General features: G+C 55.3%; 13 protein-coding genes. 6 read left to right on the top strand and 7 right to left on the bottom strand.

All coding sequences use genetic code 11. The annotated features are described in order from the left end of the window. The first annotated feature begins 7 nt into the window (after positions 1–7). Both torA and torD read left to right on the top strand, forming a co-directional pair. Positions 8–2497, top strand: a complete 2490-nt coding sequence (torA, locus tag WKR14_RS05700; protein WP_101054010.1) for a trimethylamine-N-oxide reductase TorA — start codon at positions 8–10, stop codon at positions 2495–2497. A 71-nt stretch (positions 2498–2568) separates the two neighbouring features. Further along, a complete protein-coding gene (gene torD / locus WKR14_RS05695; RefSeq protein WP_101054006.1) occupies positions 2569–3198 on the top strand; it encodes a molecular chaperone TorD in 630 nt (209 codons plus the stop codon). A 206-nt stretch (positions 3199–3404) separates the two neighbouring features. Here torD and torS read toward each other — a convergent pair whose 3' ends face one another. After that, complete coding sequence (gene torS / locus WKR14_RS05690) at positions 3405–6275, bottom strand: TMAO reductase system sensor histidine kinase/response regulator TorS (RefSeq protein ID WP_287591072.1); 2871 nt, start codon at positions 6273–6275, stop codon at positions 3405–3407. 181 nt (positions 6276–6456) lie between these two features. On the opposite strand from torS, the gene torT reads away from it, so the two are divergent. After that, positions 6457–7482 carry a TMAO reductase system periplasmic protein TorT gene (gene torT, locus WKR14_RS05685; protein WP_373455054.1) on the top strand — a complete coding sequence of 342 codons (1026 nt, stop codon included), beginning with the start codon at positions 6457–6459 and terminating at the stop codon, positions 7480–7482. Here torT and torR read toward each other — a convergent pair. After that, positions 7472–8182: a two-component system response regulator TorR gene (gene torR / locus WKR14_RS05680; RefSeq protein ID WP_071238053.1), complete on the bottom strand. Its 711-nt coding sequence runs from the start codon at positions 8180–8182 to the stop codon at positions 7472–7474. The two genes, torT and torR, sit on opposite strands and share 11 nt — an antisense overlap. A gap of 147 nt (positions 8183–8329) precedes the next feature. Here torR and WKR14_RS05675 point away from each other — a divergent pair, with 147 nt between their 5' ends. Beyond that, positions 8330–8698, top strand: a complete 369-nt coding sequence (locus tag WKR14_RS05675; protein ID WP_101053997.1) for a PilZ domain-containing protein — start codon at positions 8330–8332, stop codon at positions 8696–8698. A 91-nt stretch (positions 8699–8789) separates the two neighbouring features. On the opposite strand, the gene radA is transcribed toward WKR14_RS05675, so the two are convergent. Further along, the gene (gene radA, locus WKR14_RS05670) at positions 8790–10154 is read right to left on the bottom strand and encodes a DNA repair protein RadA (protein WP_039033655.1); all 1365 of its coding nucleotides are present in this window, start codon (positions 10152–10154) and stop codon (positions 8790–8792) included. Positions 10155–10321: 167 nt separating this feature from the next. On the opposite strand from radA, the gene WKR14_RS05665 reads away from it, so the two are divergent. After that, positions 10322–12736 carry a PilZ domain-containing protein gene (locus tag WKR14_RS05665; protein ID WP_339087496.1) on the top strand — a complete coding sequence of 805 codons (2415 nt, stop codon included), beginning with the start codon at positions 10322–10324 and terminating at the stop codon, positions 12734–12736. Here the strand turns inward: WKR14_RS05665 and WKR14_RS05660 are convergent. Continuing rightward, on the bottom strand, positions 12703–13623 hold the full coding sequence (locus WKR14_RS05660) for an alpha/beta fold hydrolase (RefSeq protein WP_101053988.1): 921 nt from the start codon (positions 13621–13623) through the stop codon (positions 12703–12705). The genes WKR14_RS05665 and WKR14_RS05660 overlap by 34 nt on opposite strands. A gap of 91 nt (positions 13624–13714) precedes the next feature. Then, on the bottom strand, positions 13715–14692 hold the full coding sequence (serB, locus tag WKR14_RS05655; protein WP_226564349.1) for a phosphoserine phosphatase SerB: 978 nt from the start codon (positions 14690–14692) through the stop codon (positions 13715–13717). A gap of 81 nt (positions 14693–14773) precedes the next feature. On the opposite strand from serB, the gene WKR14_RS05650 reads away from it, so the two are divergent. Further along, complete coding sequence (locus tag WKR14_RS05650) at positions 14774–15766, top strand: YtjB family periplasmic protein (RefSeq protein ID WP_107111375.1); 993 nt, start codon at positions 14774–14776, stop codon at positions 15764–15766. 108 nt (positions 15767–15874) lie between these two features. On the opposite strand, the gene deoD is transcribed toward WKR14_RS05650, so the two are convergent. Together deoD and WKR14_RS05640 are read right to left on the bottom strand one after the other, a co-directional pair. After that, positions 15875–16585 carry a purine-nucleoside phosphorylase gene (gene deoD / locus WKR14_RS05645; RefSeq protein ID WP_039033651.1) on the bottom strand — a complete coding sequence of 237 codons (711 nt, stop codon included), beginning with the start codon at positions 16583–16585 and terminating at the stop codon, positions 15875–15877. A 76-nt stretch (positions 16586–16661) separates the two neighbouring features. Then, entirely contained in the window at positions 16662–17879 is a 1218-nt protein-coding gene (locus tag WKR14_RS05640; RefSeq protein ID WP_044733933.1) for a phosphopentomutase, read from the bottom strand. Position 17880: the final 1 nt, after the last annotated feature.

The raw sequence follows: 17880 nt of genomic DNA, 5'->3' as shown, positions 1-17880 counted from the left end.
TGGCGTTATGAACAGAAGAGACTTTTTAAAAGGCCTGGCCTCCACTTCCGTTGTGGTTGCCGGAAGCAGTTCGGTACTCGCTCCCCTGTCGGCGCTGGCCAAGGGGATGGATGACGGTGACGCCTGGCTGACCACAGGCTCCCACTTCGGCGCATTTCGTATCAAGCGCCGCAACGGGGTTATTGCCGAAGTCAAACCACTGGAATACGACAAGTATCCCACCGACATGATCCGTGGCATCCGTGGCCTGGTCTATAACCCATCGCGGATCCGTTATCCCATGGTGCGGCTCGACTTCCTGCTCAAAGGACACAAGAGCAATACCCATGAACGCGGCGACTTCCGTTTCGTTCGCGTCACCTGGGACAAGGCCTTGACTCTGTTCAAGGAGTCGCTGGATATCATTCAAACCCAATACGGCCCATCTGGCCTGCACGCCGGACAAACCGGTTGGCGTGCCACCGGACAGCTGCACTCGAGCACCAGCCATATGCAGCGCGCCATCGCCATGCACGGCAACTTCGTCAAGAAAGTGGGCGACTACTCCACCGGCGCCGGGCAAACGATTATGCCTTATGTGCTGGGCTCTACCGAAGTGTACGCTCAAGGCACCTCCTGGCCGCTGATCCTCGAGCACAGCGATACCATAGTGCTCTGGTCCAACGATCCTTACAAAAACCTGCAGGTGGGCTGGAACGCCGAAACCCACGAGTCCTTCGCCTATCTGGCGCAGCTCAAGGAAAAGGTCAAAGCCGGTAAGATCCGGGTGATCAGCATAGATCCGGTCGAAACCAAGACCCAGGCCTATCTGGGTTGTGAGCAGCTGTACGTCAACCCACAAACAGACGTGGCCTTGATGTTGGGTATCGCCCATGAGATGTACACAGCCAAGCTGCACGATGCCAAGTTTATCGAAGGCTATAGCCTGGGCTTTGAAGAGTTCCTGCCCTACCTCCTGGGTGACAAAGACGGCATCGCCAAGACTCCGGAATGGGCCGAAGCCATCTGTGGCGTCAAGGCTGAAGTCATCCGCGATCTGGCCCGTACCCTGACCAAGGGCCGTACCCAGATCATGATGGGCTGGTGTATTCAGCGTCAGCAACACGGTGAGCAGCCTTACTGGATGGCGGCGGTACTGGCCACCATGATAGGCCAGATAGGCCTGCCTGGCGGTGGTATCAGCTATGGTCACCACTACTCAGGTATCGGCGTACCCGCCACAGGTGCCGCCGCGCCGGGCGCCTTCCCGCGTAACCTGGACGAAGGCCAAAAGCCACTGTTCGACAACAACGACTTCAAGGGTGCCAGCAGCACTATTCCGGTCGCCCGCTGGATAGATGCCATTCTGGAACCCGGCAAGACTATTGATGCCAACGGCAGCAAGGTCACCTATCCGGATATCCGCATGATGGTATTCTCGGGCAACAACCCCTGGAACCACCATCAGGACAGAAACCGTATGAAGCAGGCATTCCGCAAGCTGGAATGCGTGGTCTCCATAGATGTGAACTGGACCGCCACCTGCCGCTTCTCAGACATAGTCTTGCCCGCCTGTACCACCATGGAGCGCAACGATATCGATGTCTACGGTGCCTACGCCGGCCGCGGTATTCTGGCGATGCACAAGATGGTTGAGCCGCTGTTTGAAAGTCTGTCGGACTTTGAGATATTCACCCGCTTTGCCAAAATACTCGGCAAAGAGAAGGAATACACCCGCGGGCTAACCGAAATGGAATGGCTGGAAAAACTCTACAACGAGTGTAAGGCCGCCAACCAGGGCAAGTTTGCCATGCCGGACTTCAACGAGTTCTGGAAGCAGGGTTATGTGCACTTCGGTGAAGGGCAAAACTGGGTCAGACACGCCGACTTCCGTGAGGATCCTGAGATCAACCCCTTGGGTACTCCTTCCGGCCTGATTGAAATCTTCAGCCGTAAGATTGCCCAGTTCGGTTATGATGACTGCCCGGGCCACCCAGTTTGGATGGAAAAATCCGAGCGCAGCCATGGCGGTCCAGGCAGCGATAAGTACCCGGTTTGGCTGCAGTCCTGCCACCCGGACAAGCGCCTGCACTCACAGATGTGTGAGTCCAAGGAATATCGCGAAACCTATACGGTGCAAGGGCGTGAGCCGGTTTACATCAACCCTGAAGATGCCAGGGCCCGCGGTATCAAAGACGGCGATCTGGTGCGGGTGTTCAACGACCGTGGCCAGCTGCTAGCCGGTGCCGTCGTCTCCGGCCGTTTCCCCAAAGGGGTTATCCGGATCCATGAAGGTGCCTGGTATGGGCCGGTCGGCAAAGATGGCAGCGTCGAAGGCGGCGCCGAAATCGGTGCCCTGTGCAGCTATGGTGACCCCAATACCCTGACTCAGGATATAGGTACCTCCAAGCTGGCGCAGGCCTGCTCGGCCTACACTTGCCAGGTGGAGTTTGAAAAATTCACCGGTAAGGCGCCCAAGGTATCCTCCTTCGATGGGCCAATTGAGATAACAATCTAAGGGAAGGTGCGAACAAGTCCCACGAGGACTTATTCGCACCATCACTAATTGCAGATAACTGAGGTAAGCCAATGGAACAGTTAAATCAAGGCAGAGCCATGCTGTACAACTTCCTCTCGGGCCTGTTCGCCCGCGAGTTGAATGCCGAGCGCCTCAGCCAACTGACGGCGCCGGAAAGCAAGGCCTTCTGGCAACAGCTGGGCAGCGATCCCGCCCTCAAGCAAGCAGCCAAGCTGATGGAGCAAAAACTGCTGGCGATTGCCTGGATGCAGGACAGAGACAAGGCGCTGCTGGAGCTAGCGGCAGACTTTTGCGGGCTGTTTCTGGTGGGCAGTAAACAGAGCGCTTCGCCCTATGCCGGCCTCTATCTGCAAGCGGATGAGGATGTCACCCTGTTTGGTGAGCAGCATCAACAGATGCTGGCCTTTTTGCAGCGAAGTCAGCTGCAGCTGAGCGGTGACTTCCCCGAGCCCGCCGACCACCTGGCGGTGATTCTGGCATACCAGGCTCATCTGTGTCTGAACGCCTCGGCATCAACGCAACAGGAGTTTCTGCAAGAGTGCCTGCTCAGTTGGTTGGAACCATTTTGTCAGCGGGTGACCGAATGCGATCGCGGCGGTTTTTATGCCGCGCTCGCGCGCCTGACCCTGGCCTTTGTTCAAAGTGATGCCGAATGGCTGAAAGGCGCCGCAGCGCACTGAGCAAGGCGATTTAGACAAGAGCTAACAAGTACTTGCCTGAATCAAACGTAACACAGCCCCCCTAATCAAAGGGTTAAAGGGTTAAAGAGTCAAAGGGGCAAAGGGCGCCAACTCAAGTAACGAGTGGCGCCCTTTCTATATCTTCAGCAGCCGGTAAATGCAGCGCTTCCTGTCTTCAGCGCTTAAACCCCAGGTAAAAAAGCGTCTTAGTCTGATTGCTGCTCAAGCCAGTTATCGAGCGCCAGCAACGATGCCGCTACGCAATCTGTCAGCTCAGTGAGTTCCTCGTCGCGTAAAGGTTTGCCAGCCTTGATGGACTGTTCCAGTGCGGCGCAGCGCAAGTGCAGCGCTTCAAGCCCCATGTTACCGCTGCTGCCCTTGAGTGCGTGCAGCTTGGCGGCCATGATATCCCGTTGCCCATCTGCCGCCTGTAAAGCTTGCAGCTGCGCATCACTGCTGTCCACAAACTGTTGCCGCATCTCCAGCAAAGTGGCCTTGCCGAGCACCTGCAGGTCCTGCTCAAGTTGCTCCAGCGCCAGCCATTGGGCGTTGTCCGTATTGCGGGATCTAAGGCCCGGCGCTTGAGAGTCCTCTTCCTTAGGGCACTCATCGCTCTGATTCGAGCCGGAGACAACCCCGAGCCAGTTGGCCAGAGCCTGCAATCCCAAGGGCTTACCCAGGACTATATCAAAGCCCATGGCCTGGTAATCAGCCATATCCTGAGTCTGCAACTGGGCGGTAAAGGCGGCAATCGGCACCTTGGTGCCCAGCTGTTGCCTTAGCTCAGGCAACAGCTCACTGCCGGAGCCGTCACTCAGCTGTAAATCCAGCATCACGGCATCGAATGGGCCTGACGTGTTATCAAGCAACACATTCCGTGCCTCTGCCAAACTGACACACAAGAGTGACTCATGCCCAAGATGCGCCAAAAAGCCCTGAGCCACCAAGGCATTAACCCTATTATCTTCCACCAGCAGCACCCGCTTGGCGATTTCACTCTGTGGCAGGCTACTCGATTGTTGCTCCCCCTGCTCACAGGGCTGAAGCGGCACACTGAAACTGAAACGGCTGCCCTGCCCCGGCGTACTGATGACTTCGATGGCGGGAGCATCCCCACTCTCACTGCCATTCATCAGTTGCACCAGGTCACGGCTGATACTCAGCCCAAGCCCGGTTCCCCTGGCACTGGCATGGGTCGCCTCTGTGGCATAAGGAGTAAACAGACGTGCCATAGCCTCGGGGCGGATACCGATACCTGTATCGGTCACGCTGAAGCACAGGCGCGCACCTTCAATACTGACCTCCAGAGTCACACTGCCCTTGGTGGTAAACTTAATGGCATTGCCCAGAAGGTTAAACAGTACCTGCCTGAGCTTGGGCCCATCTAGCCAGACCCATTCGGGCAATTCCGGCTTTAACAGCCTGAGCTCAAGCCCGGCAAGATTGGCCCCGGCCAACATGATGGCGGTCACTTCGTTGAGCAGTGCCGGCAACTCCACGGCCCTTGGCTCATTGATCAGCCTGCCCTGCTCCAGACGGGAGAAGTCGAGGATGTCATTGAGCACGGTTTGCAGTTGAGTGCCACTGTACTGGGACAGCGCCAACATCTGCCGCGCCTTGGCGGGTAACTCCGCCTGCCCCAGCAGACTCAGGGTGCCTAGCAAGCCGTTAAGCGGCGTGCGTATTTCGTGGCTCATGGTGGCCAAAAACAGCGACTTGGCCTGACTGGCCTCTTCCAGCTGGGCGTTGGTCTGGGCGAGCTCGCGGGTTCGCTCGGCCACCTTCCGCTCCAGCGCCAGCTTATGCTCGGTCAACTCAGCAGCGGTGCGTTGCAGATCCTGCTGCAACTTTTGATTATGGGCCGTTTTCTGTTTGAAGGCTTCCAGCGCCGAGGCCATGGCGGTAAGTTCATCATCACCGTAAGAGCGTATGCTGACATTGGTATCACCAAGACTCAGGCGACTGAGAGCCTGGGTGGCATCGCTCAAGCGCCGGGCGATACCCTTATAGATAACCTGCCAACTGACAAACAGGATCAGCAGTAACATCAAGGCGCCCGTTCCCCAGAGCCCGGCGCTGGCCCAATTGAGCTGCCCCAAAAAGTCGCGGCGGGCCAAACTCAGCTGTTGCTGCTGGCCCTCGAGGGCGGCATCCACGGTTTGCTCCATCGACTTGAGGTTGTCCGAAATCACCAGTTGCCTTTGCTCCAGTTGCTGCTGCAACTGCCATATAGATTCGGCCAATTGTTGGCCGGCAGTCACCTGATCAAGACGAGCAAATTCGGCCTCGAGCGCCTCGGCTCTACCTGGGTCCCGAACCAAATCGGCCACGGGAATGCGCTTGAGCAATCCCGGGGACAGGGCATCATCGGTCAACGGCGCCTGATTGATGGCACCGACCAAGTCTTGCGGCGCATCGGCCGCTGCAAATATCTGCCCGAGCAAGGCTATCTTATGAGTCAGTTTCAGGGCGCGGTTGAGCTGCTCGGCGCTGCTGAGATCCAGCTCTATAATGTCATCCACTGCCGCCGCCCCCGGAATCTGGCTTAGCTTGGCAATAATGACTGAGTCCAGCACCGCCAGCTCGGAGCGCAGCAGATTGTCGGCCTGCTTGGAAGCCTGTACCAATAAAAGTCCTTTCTGTTTCAGCGCTTGGGTACGCTCAAGCCGCTCACCCGTCTGCTCGCCGAGTAAGGTCAGCTCAGCGATAATGGTGGCCGCCGCCTGTTTCAGATTGGCTGAATCCGGCACCGCCAACTGCTCCAGGGTCGCAATCGCCGCCAACATGCGATTGCTTTCTAGCGACAGACGGCGCCCCAAATATTGGCGCTGTTTTTCATCGGCAGCCGTGCCCAAGCGCTGGGCATTCTCTGCCAGCGAGGTGGCCGATTGCGATAGCTGCCGCGCGGCTTCTGATGCGGGCAAGGCCTTCTCATAAAGAAAACTGTCGGCGCCCTTGACCCAGTAAAGGCTCAAGTTGCCCAGAGTCACCAGTAATAACAGCAGCAGCGCCAACAAACAAAACGCCAGCATCAGACGGCCGGTCAGGCTGCTAAGCCATGAAGATAAAGGTCTCACTTGTTATCCTTGTTGATACTGGTTCGCATAGGCATTGACTCACTCAAACATCCAGCAGGAATGCTATGGTAGAATACTTGCATCATATATCAGGATCTTCCCCATGAGCCAATTTGCCACCAAGTTCGAGGCTGTGTTGCCTGCAACTAAAAGACTGCTGCTGTGGTTATTGGCTCTGCTGATGTTTATCCCTGCCGCACTGGCCAATGAAACCTGGGAGCTGGAGCAACGCAGTCCTTTCAACGAAGCAATCCAGCAGGCCAGTCCTCTGACCCACACGCCACTCACCAAAGCCAATAAACCCTGGAAACTGTGCGCTTTGGTGCCGCATCTGAAAGATGCTTACTGGATAGGGATTGACTATGGCTTGGCAAAACAGAGCCAAGCCTTGGGGCTCGGGCTGGAACTCCATGAAGCCGGCGGCTATGGCAACAACCAGACCCAGTTGGCACAACTCAAATCCTGCCTCGATGGCGATGCCGATGCCATATTACTCGGCGCCGTCAGCCCACACCTGCTTGAGGGCCATACGCTTGAGCTGACCAAGCCTGTGTTGGCGCTGGTGAATCAGTTGGCTGACCACCGGGTACAAACCCATATAGGAGTCAACTGGTATCAGATGGGTTATCTGACCGGTGAGTATCTCGCATCTACCCCGCACAAACGCCTGGCTATGCTGGCGGGCCCCGAAGGCCGTGGCGGTACCGATCTGGTGGAAAAAGGTGTCAAACAAGCACTGCAAGACAGCCAGGTGGAGATTGTGGCCGTGATGCATGCCGACAACAACCGTAATCTCTACCGGGATCAGCTCAATCTGTTGCTCAATCAAAACATGCAGCCGCTGCCGCAAGCCTTACTCGGCAGTGCCGTTGCTATTGAAGCCGCCATGGGCACTCTCAGGCAGAGAAGCCTGACCAACCAATTGGCGCTGGTGAGCAGCTATCTGTCGCCGGATATACTGCGAGGGCTCAAGCGCAACAAGGTCGCTTATGCCAATGATGACAGAGTTGTACTACAGGGGCGACTGGCGGTCGATCTCGCCGTCAGGCTGTTGCAGGGGGAAAAGGCGTTTGGTGATATAGGCCCGGCAATTTTGCAGTTGCGCCCGGATAACCTCAAAAACATGCAGTTGGATGACAGTTTGGCCCCGGCGGATTTCTATCCGGTATACAGAGTGGAAGCCAAGGGCTCAGAACTCAGTCGCTGACATCGGCGGCAAACAGATAACCTTCACCATGCACAGTGACAAACAGCTCTGGACTCAGCTTGCTGCGCAAGCGCCGAATAATCACATCTATGGTGCGGTCGTTGACATCCTGATCCCTGTGGCTGGTTTGCTGCATCAAGCGCTCTCTCGAGAGCACCTGCTGCGGATGCAGGGCAAAAGCCACCAGCAGCTCAAACTCGGCCTTGGTCAACTTGATAACTTGCCCATCCAGGCTCAAGCGACGACTGTTGAGCTGCAGGTGATAACCCTCAAAATAGAGATTGTCGTCCGAGCGCGACAATTGCTCAGCCGTTTGCTGCTGAGCCTTCTTCACCAGAGAGATGCGCCAGAGCAGGTTTTTGACCCTGACCCTGAGCTCGCGAAACTCAAACGGCTTGGTGACATAATCATCGGCGCCCATCTCCAGGCCCACTATCTTATCTATCGCCTCATCCCGGCCGGTTACCAGAATAATGCCCACATCTGAGCGGCTGCGCAGCTCACGGGTCAGCATCAGGCCATCATCCCCCGGCATATTGATATCCAGCATCACCAGATCCACATGCTGTTGTTGCAGTTGCTGCCACATCTGCTCACCGTCGGCGGCTTCCATCACCTGGTAACCATCTTTTTCAAAATAGCCTTTTAAACGAGTCCGAATGATAGCTTCATCGTCCACTATCAATATGCGGTATGCCATACTTGTATTCCAACCGGCTGGGATAGAGGCCATTATTCACAATTTTTCATATTTTGTCTGTAGCGGATAGATATTTGACCTGAGTTCGGTGCCAAGCGCTTTTTATGTGGCTACAATAAGGACGAATCAAAAATTAAAGGACTGAGTATGGATGAAAAGCGCAAGTTTTCACGGATCCTGTTTACCATAGATGCCCAGCTGAGCTGCGATAACAAGGTATGGAGCACCCATTTGCTGGATCTTTGTCTCAATGGCGCCATGGTGGAAGAACCTGCCGATTTCGCTCCAGAAGGTGTATTGGCGCTGAGTTTTTGCCTACCCCAGTCCGAAGTAGAACTGTGCATGGAGGCTGACGTCGTGCATCGCCGCAACGGCCTCTTGGGCCTCAAGTGCGCCCTTATCGATATTGAGAGTATCAGTCACTTAAGAAGGCTATTGGAGCTGAATCTTGGTGATGCCTCACTGCTGCACCGCGAATTGGAACAGTTTATCGCCGAACATGAACAGAGCCGCTGAAGCGGCTCCTGCTTCACAGGTCACAGGGCGGCAATAGCCCTGCTTGCCGGGCTATGACTCACATAGCAATCACATAGCGCTCACATAGCAATCACAAAGCCCCGAGTGCCTCGCTGAGTTTGCTCACCCCTATCACCTGCATCCCCTGAGGCGGCTTTTTCGGCATATTGGCCTTGGGCACTATCGCCCGGGTAAAGCCATGCTTGGCTGCTTCCACCAAACGCTCCTGACCATTGGGCACAGGACGTATCTCGCCAGAAAGGCCCACTTCACCGAACACCACCAGATCCCTGGGCAGAATATCACCACGGAAACTGGAAACCATGGCCAGCAACAGAGTCAAATCGGCGCTGGTTTCTGTCACCTTGACACCACCGACCACGTTAACAAATACATCCTGATCCGACATCTGTAAGCCGCCATGACGATGCATTACCGCCAGCAACATAGCCAAACGGTTGGCATCCATCCCCACGGCAACCCGCCGCGGATGCGACAGTGCCGAGCTGTCCACCAACACCTGCAGTTCCACCAGCAGCGGCCGGGTGCCCTCCCAAACCACCATCACCAAGGAGCCGGAGGCGGCTTCATCGGCGCGAGACAGAAATATCGCCGACGGATTGGCCACTTCCTTGAGCCCCCGCTCCGTCATGGCGAACACCCCCAGTTCATTGATGGCGCCAAAGCGGTTCTTGTGGGAGCGCAGGGTACGGTAGCGGCTATCGCTGTCCCCTTCAAACATCACCGAGCAATCTATGCAGTGCTCCAGCACCTTGGGGCCTGCCAGAGAGCCGTCTTTGGTGACATGGCCGACCATGATGATGGCGATACCATTTTGCTTGGCAAAACGGGTCAGAAAGGCGGCCGATTCGCGAACCTGGGCCACACTGCCGGGGGAGGACTGCACATCGCTGATATGCATCACCTGAATCGAGTCTATCACTATGACCTTGGGCTTCTCCCGCAGTGCCACAGTGCAGATAGTCTCGACACTGGTTTCGGACAACATCTTCAAGCGCCCTGTGGGCAGGCCCAAACGATGGGCTCGCATCGCCACTTGCTGCAAAGATTCCTCGCCGGTGACATAAAGAGCCGGCATGGTCTCGGCCAGCTGACATAAAGTCTGCAGCAGCAAGGTACTCTTGCCGGCCCCCGGATGTCCGCCAATCAGGATGGCACTGCCGGCGACTATGCCGCCACCGAGCACACGGTCAAATTCGATAAAGCTGCTGGGGATCCTCGGCACTTCGTTGAGATCTATCTGATCCAGCGTTTGGATCTCACTGGCACCGGCACCGGCATAACCACTGAACTGACCGCCCCGGGATGGTGTAGCCGCCCCCAGCCTGACTTCGGTAATGGTATTCCATTCATGACAGGCACTGCACTGCCCCTGCCAACGGGGAAAGTCCTGGCCACATTCGTTGCACACGTATGCTGTTTTATTCTTCGCCATCTGGGTTCAAACTTGTGTAAAATCTGTAATAGTTAATTAAAATAATTGCACTTTCAAAGTGATACTTTCAGAGTAATAATCCCGAATTGGGTTCAAGCTTCCCAAAGCCGGGCCGACATAAGACTAACAGTCAGCACAAGAATAAGCACCCCTTAAAGAGCGAGTCCATGAGTCCAGATCACCACAGCGCCCTGATTGAACAACTCAAGCCCCTGATGATGGAGCCGGACTTCAGTGAGATCTTCTTGCAGCTCACCGCAGAAGAGTCCAACTCGACCCGCTTTCTGTTGAAAATGGAAATCCAGCGCCTGGCTTCCCCCTGCCTGAGGATTATTGACCTCAGAGACAAGTCGGAACTGCCCTGCCAGGAGTATCACTTTGCCGACCAACGCCACTTCCTCGATGTCCCGGCCAAAGAGGCCTTTGATGCCGCACTGGCGCTGTACCGCAACCAATACACTATGGGGGTATACGAACAGGTGATGGAGGCTCATCACCAGCGCCGCCAACGGCTGCAGCAAACGCCCCGCAATCAGGAAGGACAGGGGAATCCCTATCTGGTACCCGGGATTGTGCTGGGGCGCTACTTCAACCGCAGTGAAGAGCGGATGAACTACAGCATCAAGATATCGGCTTCCCAAGCCGGCAGAGAGGAGGTGCGCGGCAATACCGCAGATCTCTCCGTCGGTGGCGCCAGAGTGCGTCTGCCCGCCAGACATAACTTAGATCTTAACCGGCCGCTGCGGGTCAAGCTGCTGGATCTCAGCGATGAATACTATTACCGGGATCTGCAACTCGGGGTCGACTACCAGATAGTCGATGCCCAGACAGAGCAGGACACCTGCTGGATGCGGCTCAAACGCATCGGCGGCAGTAAGCAGCTCTCCGAGCTACTTGCCAACCTTATTCGCGGTTATAAGTTCCGTTACAAGGTGGATGTCAACGATGTACTGACAACAGCAACAGGACTAGGGTTCGAGCGCCATTACTTGGCCCATCTGCCGCACCTGCCGCTGTTTATCGAACAGGACAGCCAAGGCAATCCTGCTATTGGTGCTCTGCTGCTGAGTAGGGACAATCAGGCACTGTTGCACGATTTCCTCGATGAAGCCGATATCAACCAATTGCCGGGACTGCTGAGCAAGCAGAGACTGGCGGCCATGCTCGCCGAGCCGGGCAACGCCGACCACAGATTGCTGTTCAGCTTTACCTATAACGCCCGTGGTCAACTCTACTTCTACTCAGCCAGCCTCAGCGAACTGAAAAAAAGCCGCCTGCAACCTCTGTTTTTGGGTTTTGGTGCCACCAAGGGCAGTTGGAAGGTTATCCAGGTGAGTCTGGACGCCATAGACCACCAGGGTTCCTATAAGGCCTCCATGCTACCGGGCGATGACAGCAACTACTCGGCGCTGACAGAGCAACAGCTGCAAAAATACAGCCACATACTGCAACTGATGGATGTGACCGACGAACAGGCCGCCGAAGAGTATCGTCGCTGGCCGTTCAAGATGGATGCCAATGAGCTCAAGCGTTTCGGCCAAGCCAAAATTACCACCAACAGTATCCGATTGGTGTCCATGTATTTCAGCGAACGGCGCCAGGAAGCCAGGTTCTCCTTCAAGACCTTGGTCAACATCAGTCAGGGCAAACAGCAATACACAGGGATCACCCATGATATTTCCAGTCGTGGCCTGCAGCTGAATCTGGATGAAAACGCGACTCTCAATCCCAAGGAGCCGCTACTGCTCAGCTTTCCCAAGCTGCAGGCACTGGCGCCCAAGGCCAAACTTCAGGCGTTGCCCTATCGATTGGTGCGCAGTCGTAAAAACGGTGTCACCCTGCATCTGGCGGCGGTGATGGGTCACACGCCTCATCCGGGCGTGGAGTTTTTACATCGGCTGATAGCGCAGAACCGCGAGAAATTGCAGCAACTGACAGAGGATAACTCTGAGGTCAAAGAACTGGCCGAAGCGATGAAAAACCTCTTGATGCGCAAACTGCATTCAGTGCCTTTCCTTGTGGAAAAAACCGTCAAGTCTTTCCGTTTGTCGGCGCTGGGGGTCGGCGTAGAACCGGATGCCGTCAGCGACTTGTTCGCCAACAGCAGCGCTGAGCAATTGCAGTTCAATCTCGAACCTTTACTGCAAGACGGCCGTCTAAAGCGCGACTTTATCGGCCCGATACGGGCGATGAAGCCGCAGATGACCATGGACAGCTTCGAAGTCTTTGTGCAGTTGGTGCGCCAATCCAGCGGCCAGTTGCGGCTGCGTTGCACTACCCGCCATGAACTGGCGGAGCGTCAGGCCCAAGTGGATTTTATCCGTCAGGCGCAGTCGCTCGGCAGCTTTATGGCCTTAAAGGTCTATCGCGGCGCCGCCGGTAAGCCGGATCTGGGCTATATCCGCCGCGAGCTGGAATATATAGGTGTCCATGCCAAGCACAAGGCCAAGAAGCTCGAAGAGATGCTGTGGCGGGTAGTGGGTGTCGGCGAGTTTTTGGAAATCACCAGCGAGGTCTTGCTGCGCTACCCGGAATTAAATCCAGAGGCTCAGTCACTGACGCTGGAAAGCTCAAAACCCTGATACCAGGCGAGCACCTTGTTGAAATGATCGTTTGGTGCATCCACATGGGTCAGCATATCCGCATGACCATAGTCGTGGCGATTGCCGTTTTCCCGTGACAGCAAGGTAAAGCGACTATTTTGCAAGCCGCATTCGGCCATCATATCCAGCACATCTTCTGGATTACCGAGTACAGTGTCATTCTGTCCGGCGATAAACCAACTCTTGGGCCAAGTGGCTTTTGCGGCAGCCCGGCCATAATCGAAACCATCGTCATGATCTATCCAATCACCGCGCACCCAATCTATGCTCTGCTGCAGCGAAGCCCGGCTCTCGTTATCCATGCCCATGCGCCACTTGTCGGCTGCGAGATAGCCGTGACCGGCAGCAATGCCGGGAGCCAAGCGGTTCCAAACCAGATCCACCATCAACCACTTTTTCAATGACCTGACTCTTATGGTGCGCTTGCTACCAAAGGTTAGCAGTGATGCCACCGACGCTTGCAGTTCAGGAAACCGTGCCAAGGCGCTGGCCATCAGCACCCCGCCCCAGGAATGGGCGCACCAATGCAGCTTGTCCAGAGACTCGGCCTTAAGCAGATATTGTTGCACCAAGGGCAGTTGTTCACGGATGACCTCACCTTGTCCAAGCTCAAACCCGCGCGCCAGCTTAGGCGTGCTGAGGCCACGACCTGCACTATCCATTACATAAACGGTAAAGCCCGCCTGAGCCAGAAACGGTGCCAGCCCTCGGCCTCTGCTGCTGTAAAACACCCGGCCATTGGACATGGCACCATGCAACATCAAAATCGGGATCTGATGCCGAAAGCCGGCTGCGGGAAAAATTTTGCGAAGATGCAGTTCACCATCACGATAAGGCAGAAAGATTGATTGCTGTACAGTTTCCATGGAGTGTGTCGTCACCGGGTTCTATAGCAAAAGCTAATGAATCCCGGTCATAAAAACAAGAGCAATCACTCTAGTTTTAACTGTTAACGCTTCAGCGCCCTTGCAGCAAGAAAGGTAATGCCTGCAGGCCCAGCTTATTGATCTTCGCCGCAGCCGCCGCAGCCAGCTTAGGTTTGGCATGATAGGCAATACCAAAATCGGCTGCCTGCACCATGGGGATGTCGTTGGCGCCATCGCCTATAGCCAACCTTTGCCCGGCAGCTATCTGCCACTGCCCGGCGCATTTTGTCACCACATCGGCCTTGAAGGCGGCATCCACCACTTGGCCGCGAACCTCGCCGAGCAACTTGCCATCGCTTATTACCAGTTCATTGGCAAAGGCGGCATCCAACCCAAGCAACTGCTGCAGATGACCGACAAAAGGGGTAAAACCACCTGAGGCTACCACAGTGCGCCAGCCATGGGATTTGAGCTCGGCTATCATGCTCTCAAGCCCGGGACTCAGAGGTAAACGGGCACAGAGATCATCAATAATACTCTGGTCGGCGCCCTTGAGCTTGGCCACCCTCTGGCGCAAGCTCTGCTCGAAATCCAATTCGCCCTGCATCGCCCGTTCGGTCACTTGTGCCACCTCGGCGCCCACGCCGGCGGCGGCCGCCAATTCATCGATACACTCAATAGTAATGGCGGTCGAGTCCATATCCATCACCAACAGCCCCGGAGTCGAAAGCTGCGGCAAACTCGCTGTCGCGGCAATGGACAGGTAATCCAGCTCGCCAATTGACTCAAGACGATTGTGCATGGCTTGACAGATGCCCACCTCGAGCAGCAACTCGAGCCCATACAAGGATTGCTCGCGCTGCAAAATTGCCACCGCCCTCGGTGCCAACTCGGGAAGCAAATCGGCAACAGCAGCCGCAGCCTTTTCATTGAAGATCAGCCGTAATCGCTCACCTTGGGCATGTTGCCCTTCCTTGAATGCCGGCCAAGTATGCTGCTGCAGACTCAAGACATAGACACCATCCTGACGTTGACTGGCCAACAGGGGAAAAGGTAAGACTGACTCCATGGTCACTGCTCTCCGGCTATCGGGCATACCCATAATCCATTATGATTAGGGAAACACCGAATTTGATTAAGGGACAAAGTATTGTTGTTCAAGGGCCTTAAAAAAAGCCAGAAGATCAGCAGACTGCTGCAGATCGCCATAGCCGTCACTCTGCTGGTCGGCCTGGTCCAGCTGTGGCAGACAAGCCTACTACAAGGGCAGCGGCTTCTGAAGACCCAAACCCAAAAGATGGCCAGATTATTGGTGCAACAAACAGCCTATGGTGCCGCACCGGCGTTGCAACTGCAAAATGATGAGCAGTTGCAGTGGCTGGCCAGCGCCCTGGTGGAAGATCCCAAGGTGATGGCGGCGACTATCTACAGTGAGGATGGTCAGCGGCTATCCTTTGCCCAGGATGTCAGCCCCGAGTTGCTGGAGCCGGATTCCCCGGAACTGGATGATCTGCTGGCACCCTACCCTCCTTATGTCGAGCCGGTGATCCAGCAAGGTAACAACCTGGGCTTTGTAGAAGTCAGACTGGATCCCAAGCTGTTTTTCAATGAGATCCAGGAAGCCCATGAGCTGAATATGGAGCAGCAGCAACTGATGCTGATAGTAGCAGGCTTTATCGGCCTGTTATTATCACGGGCGCTATCGTTCAAACGTGCTGACTTTGACCGCCGTCGCACCCGGGTCAAGCGCAGGCGCAAAAAGCTCAAGCAGCAAGACAAAGTAACCGCCAAGGAAACCTTGGATACTGAACCGATTGCTGCTGGAAGCCAAGATTCAGCCACGGATACCGGCGAATCCCAGACAGAGCTTGACGCTGAATCCAACACCAATATGTCACCCAAACAGGCAGAAAAGCCGGCCAACGCCTTGGCCGCAAAGGCGACCAGGTCAGAGCGCTCTGAAGTAAACACTGAACCTGAGACTGGCAATAACGCCGCGACCAACAAAGCAGCTGAACAAGCCAGCGATAGCCTGATCCCGGATCCTGTCGATGCGGACAATCCCCGCAGTAAAGGTCCCAGGACAGAAGTAGCCCCCAAACGGGAGTCACAAACTGCAGAAGCAAACAAAAATAACGAGTAGCCCAAGAGCCAGCTTCAGCTGCAGAGCCGCACTCCAGGAATAAGTGGAAAGGCTTAAAAACAATAAGGGCTCCCGAGGGAGCCCTTATGATGTCAGTTGGTTACCGGATTACAGAGTAATCGCAGCATCCAGCGTCATGACGATCATATCGTTGAAAGTGGTTTGACGCTCATCAGAGCTGGTCTTTTCACCGGTACGGATATGGTCGGAAACAGTTACCACACAAAGAGCGCGGGCACCGAATTCATGGGCAACACCGTAGAGACCGGCAGCTTCCATTTCCACACCCAGTACCCCCATCTTTTCCATCACGTCGAACATTTCTGGATCCGGAGTGTAGAAGAGATCGGCAGAGAACACGTTACCTACACGAATTTTGGTACCGTGAGCCTTGGCTGAGTCAACCACGGCGCTCATCAGCTCATAGTTGGCGATAGCGGCAAAGTCCTGGCCCTTGAAACGCAGGCGGTTCACCTGAGAGTCGGTGCAGGCACCCATACCGATAATCACATCGCGCACTTTAACGTCTGTACTGATTGCACCACAGGTGCCCACACGGATCAGGTTCTTGACACCATAGTCCTTGATGAGCTCTGTGGCATAGATGGAGCAGGAAGGGATCCCCATGCCTGAACCCATCACAGAGATACGCTTACCTTTGTAAGTACCGGTAAAACCAAGCATGTTACGTACGTCGGTAACCTGCTCTACGTTTTCCAGGAAGGTTTCGGCAATGTACTTGGCCCGCAATGGATCGCCAGGGAAAAGTACGGTTTCAGCGAATGCGCCGTCAACTGCATTAATATGTGGTGTTGCCATCGAAATAACCCCGTTAGTTTTATAAAGACTCAAGTCTGTTTATTAAAGACGGCTCCGGCGAGGGAGCCAAATCTTGTCAGCGAATAAATGATTCGCCGTATTCCATTGGTTCCAGCTTGAAGTAGCTGGCAATGGATTGGCCGATATCGGCAAAACTCTTGCGACGCCCCAATGAGCCGGCACTCAAACCTGCGCCATAGGCCAAAACCGGCACATGTTCGCGGGTATGATCTGTGCCTTCCCAGGTAGGGTCGCAACCATGGTCTGCAGTCAGGATAAGCAAATCATCCTTATTCAGCAGTGCCAGGATTTCAGGCAATCTTGCATCGAAGTATTCCAATCCCCGGGCATAACCTGCCACATCACGGCGGTGGCCATAGTGGGAATCGAAATCCACGAAGTTGGTGAAGACTATGGTGTTGTCACCGGCAGCCTTGACCTGCTCCAGTGTAGCATCGAATAGAGCCTCCAGGCCCGAGGCCTTAACCTTGCTGGTGATACCGCAATGGGCATAAATATCGGAAATTTTACCGACACTGACCACTTGGCCGCCGGCGGCTTTCAGCTTATCCAGCACAGTTTTCGCCGGTGGCTCTACCGCGTAGTCACGGCGATTGCCGGTGCGGGCAAAATCGGCGGCGCCGCTGCCAACAAAAGGTCGCGCTATAACTCGGCCGATATTATATGGCTCAAGCTCTTCACGGGCGATTTCACACAAACGGTAGAGGTTTTCCAGGCCGAAGCTTTCTTCATGGCAGGCAATCTGGAACACGGAGTCGGCCGAGGTATAGAAGATAGGCAGGCCGGAACGCATATGTTCTTCACCCAATTCTTCCAGAATCGCAGTACCGGATGCGTGACAATTGCCGAGGAAACCGCCAAGGCCGGCGCGCGCCAGGATCTTATCGGTCAACTCTTTGGGGAAAGAGTTTTGTTTGTCGCTGAAATAGCCCCAATCAAACAGCACGGGAACACCGGCCATCTCCCAGTGACCACTGGGGGTATCCTTGCCTGAGCTCAGCTCTTCAGCATGGCCATAGGCGCCTATCAGCTCGACATCGGCGTCAAACCCGGGGGCAAACTGACCTGTGCTTTCCATGGCGGCATGTGCCAGCCCCAGACGGCTAAGGTTGGGTAACTTCAGCGGCCCTTCACGGCCATCATTGGCACGCCCTTCGGCACACTCTTTGGCGATATGACCAAAGGTATCTGAACCCAGGTCACCAAACTTGGCAGCATCACCGGCTGCGCCGACGCCGAAGGAATCCAGCATTAAAATAATGGTACGTTTCATA

This window comes from Shewanella chilikensis (genome assembly GCF_037953065.1).
GTDB lineage: Bacteria > Pseudomonadota > Gammaproteobacteria > Enterobacterales > Shewanellaceae > Shewanella > Shewanella chilikensis.
The sequence above is the reverse complement of the archived record's forward strand: the minus strand, read 5'-3'. Positions and strand labels throughout refer to the sequence as shown.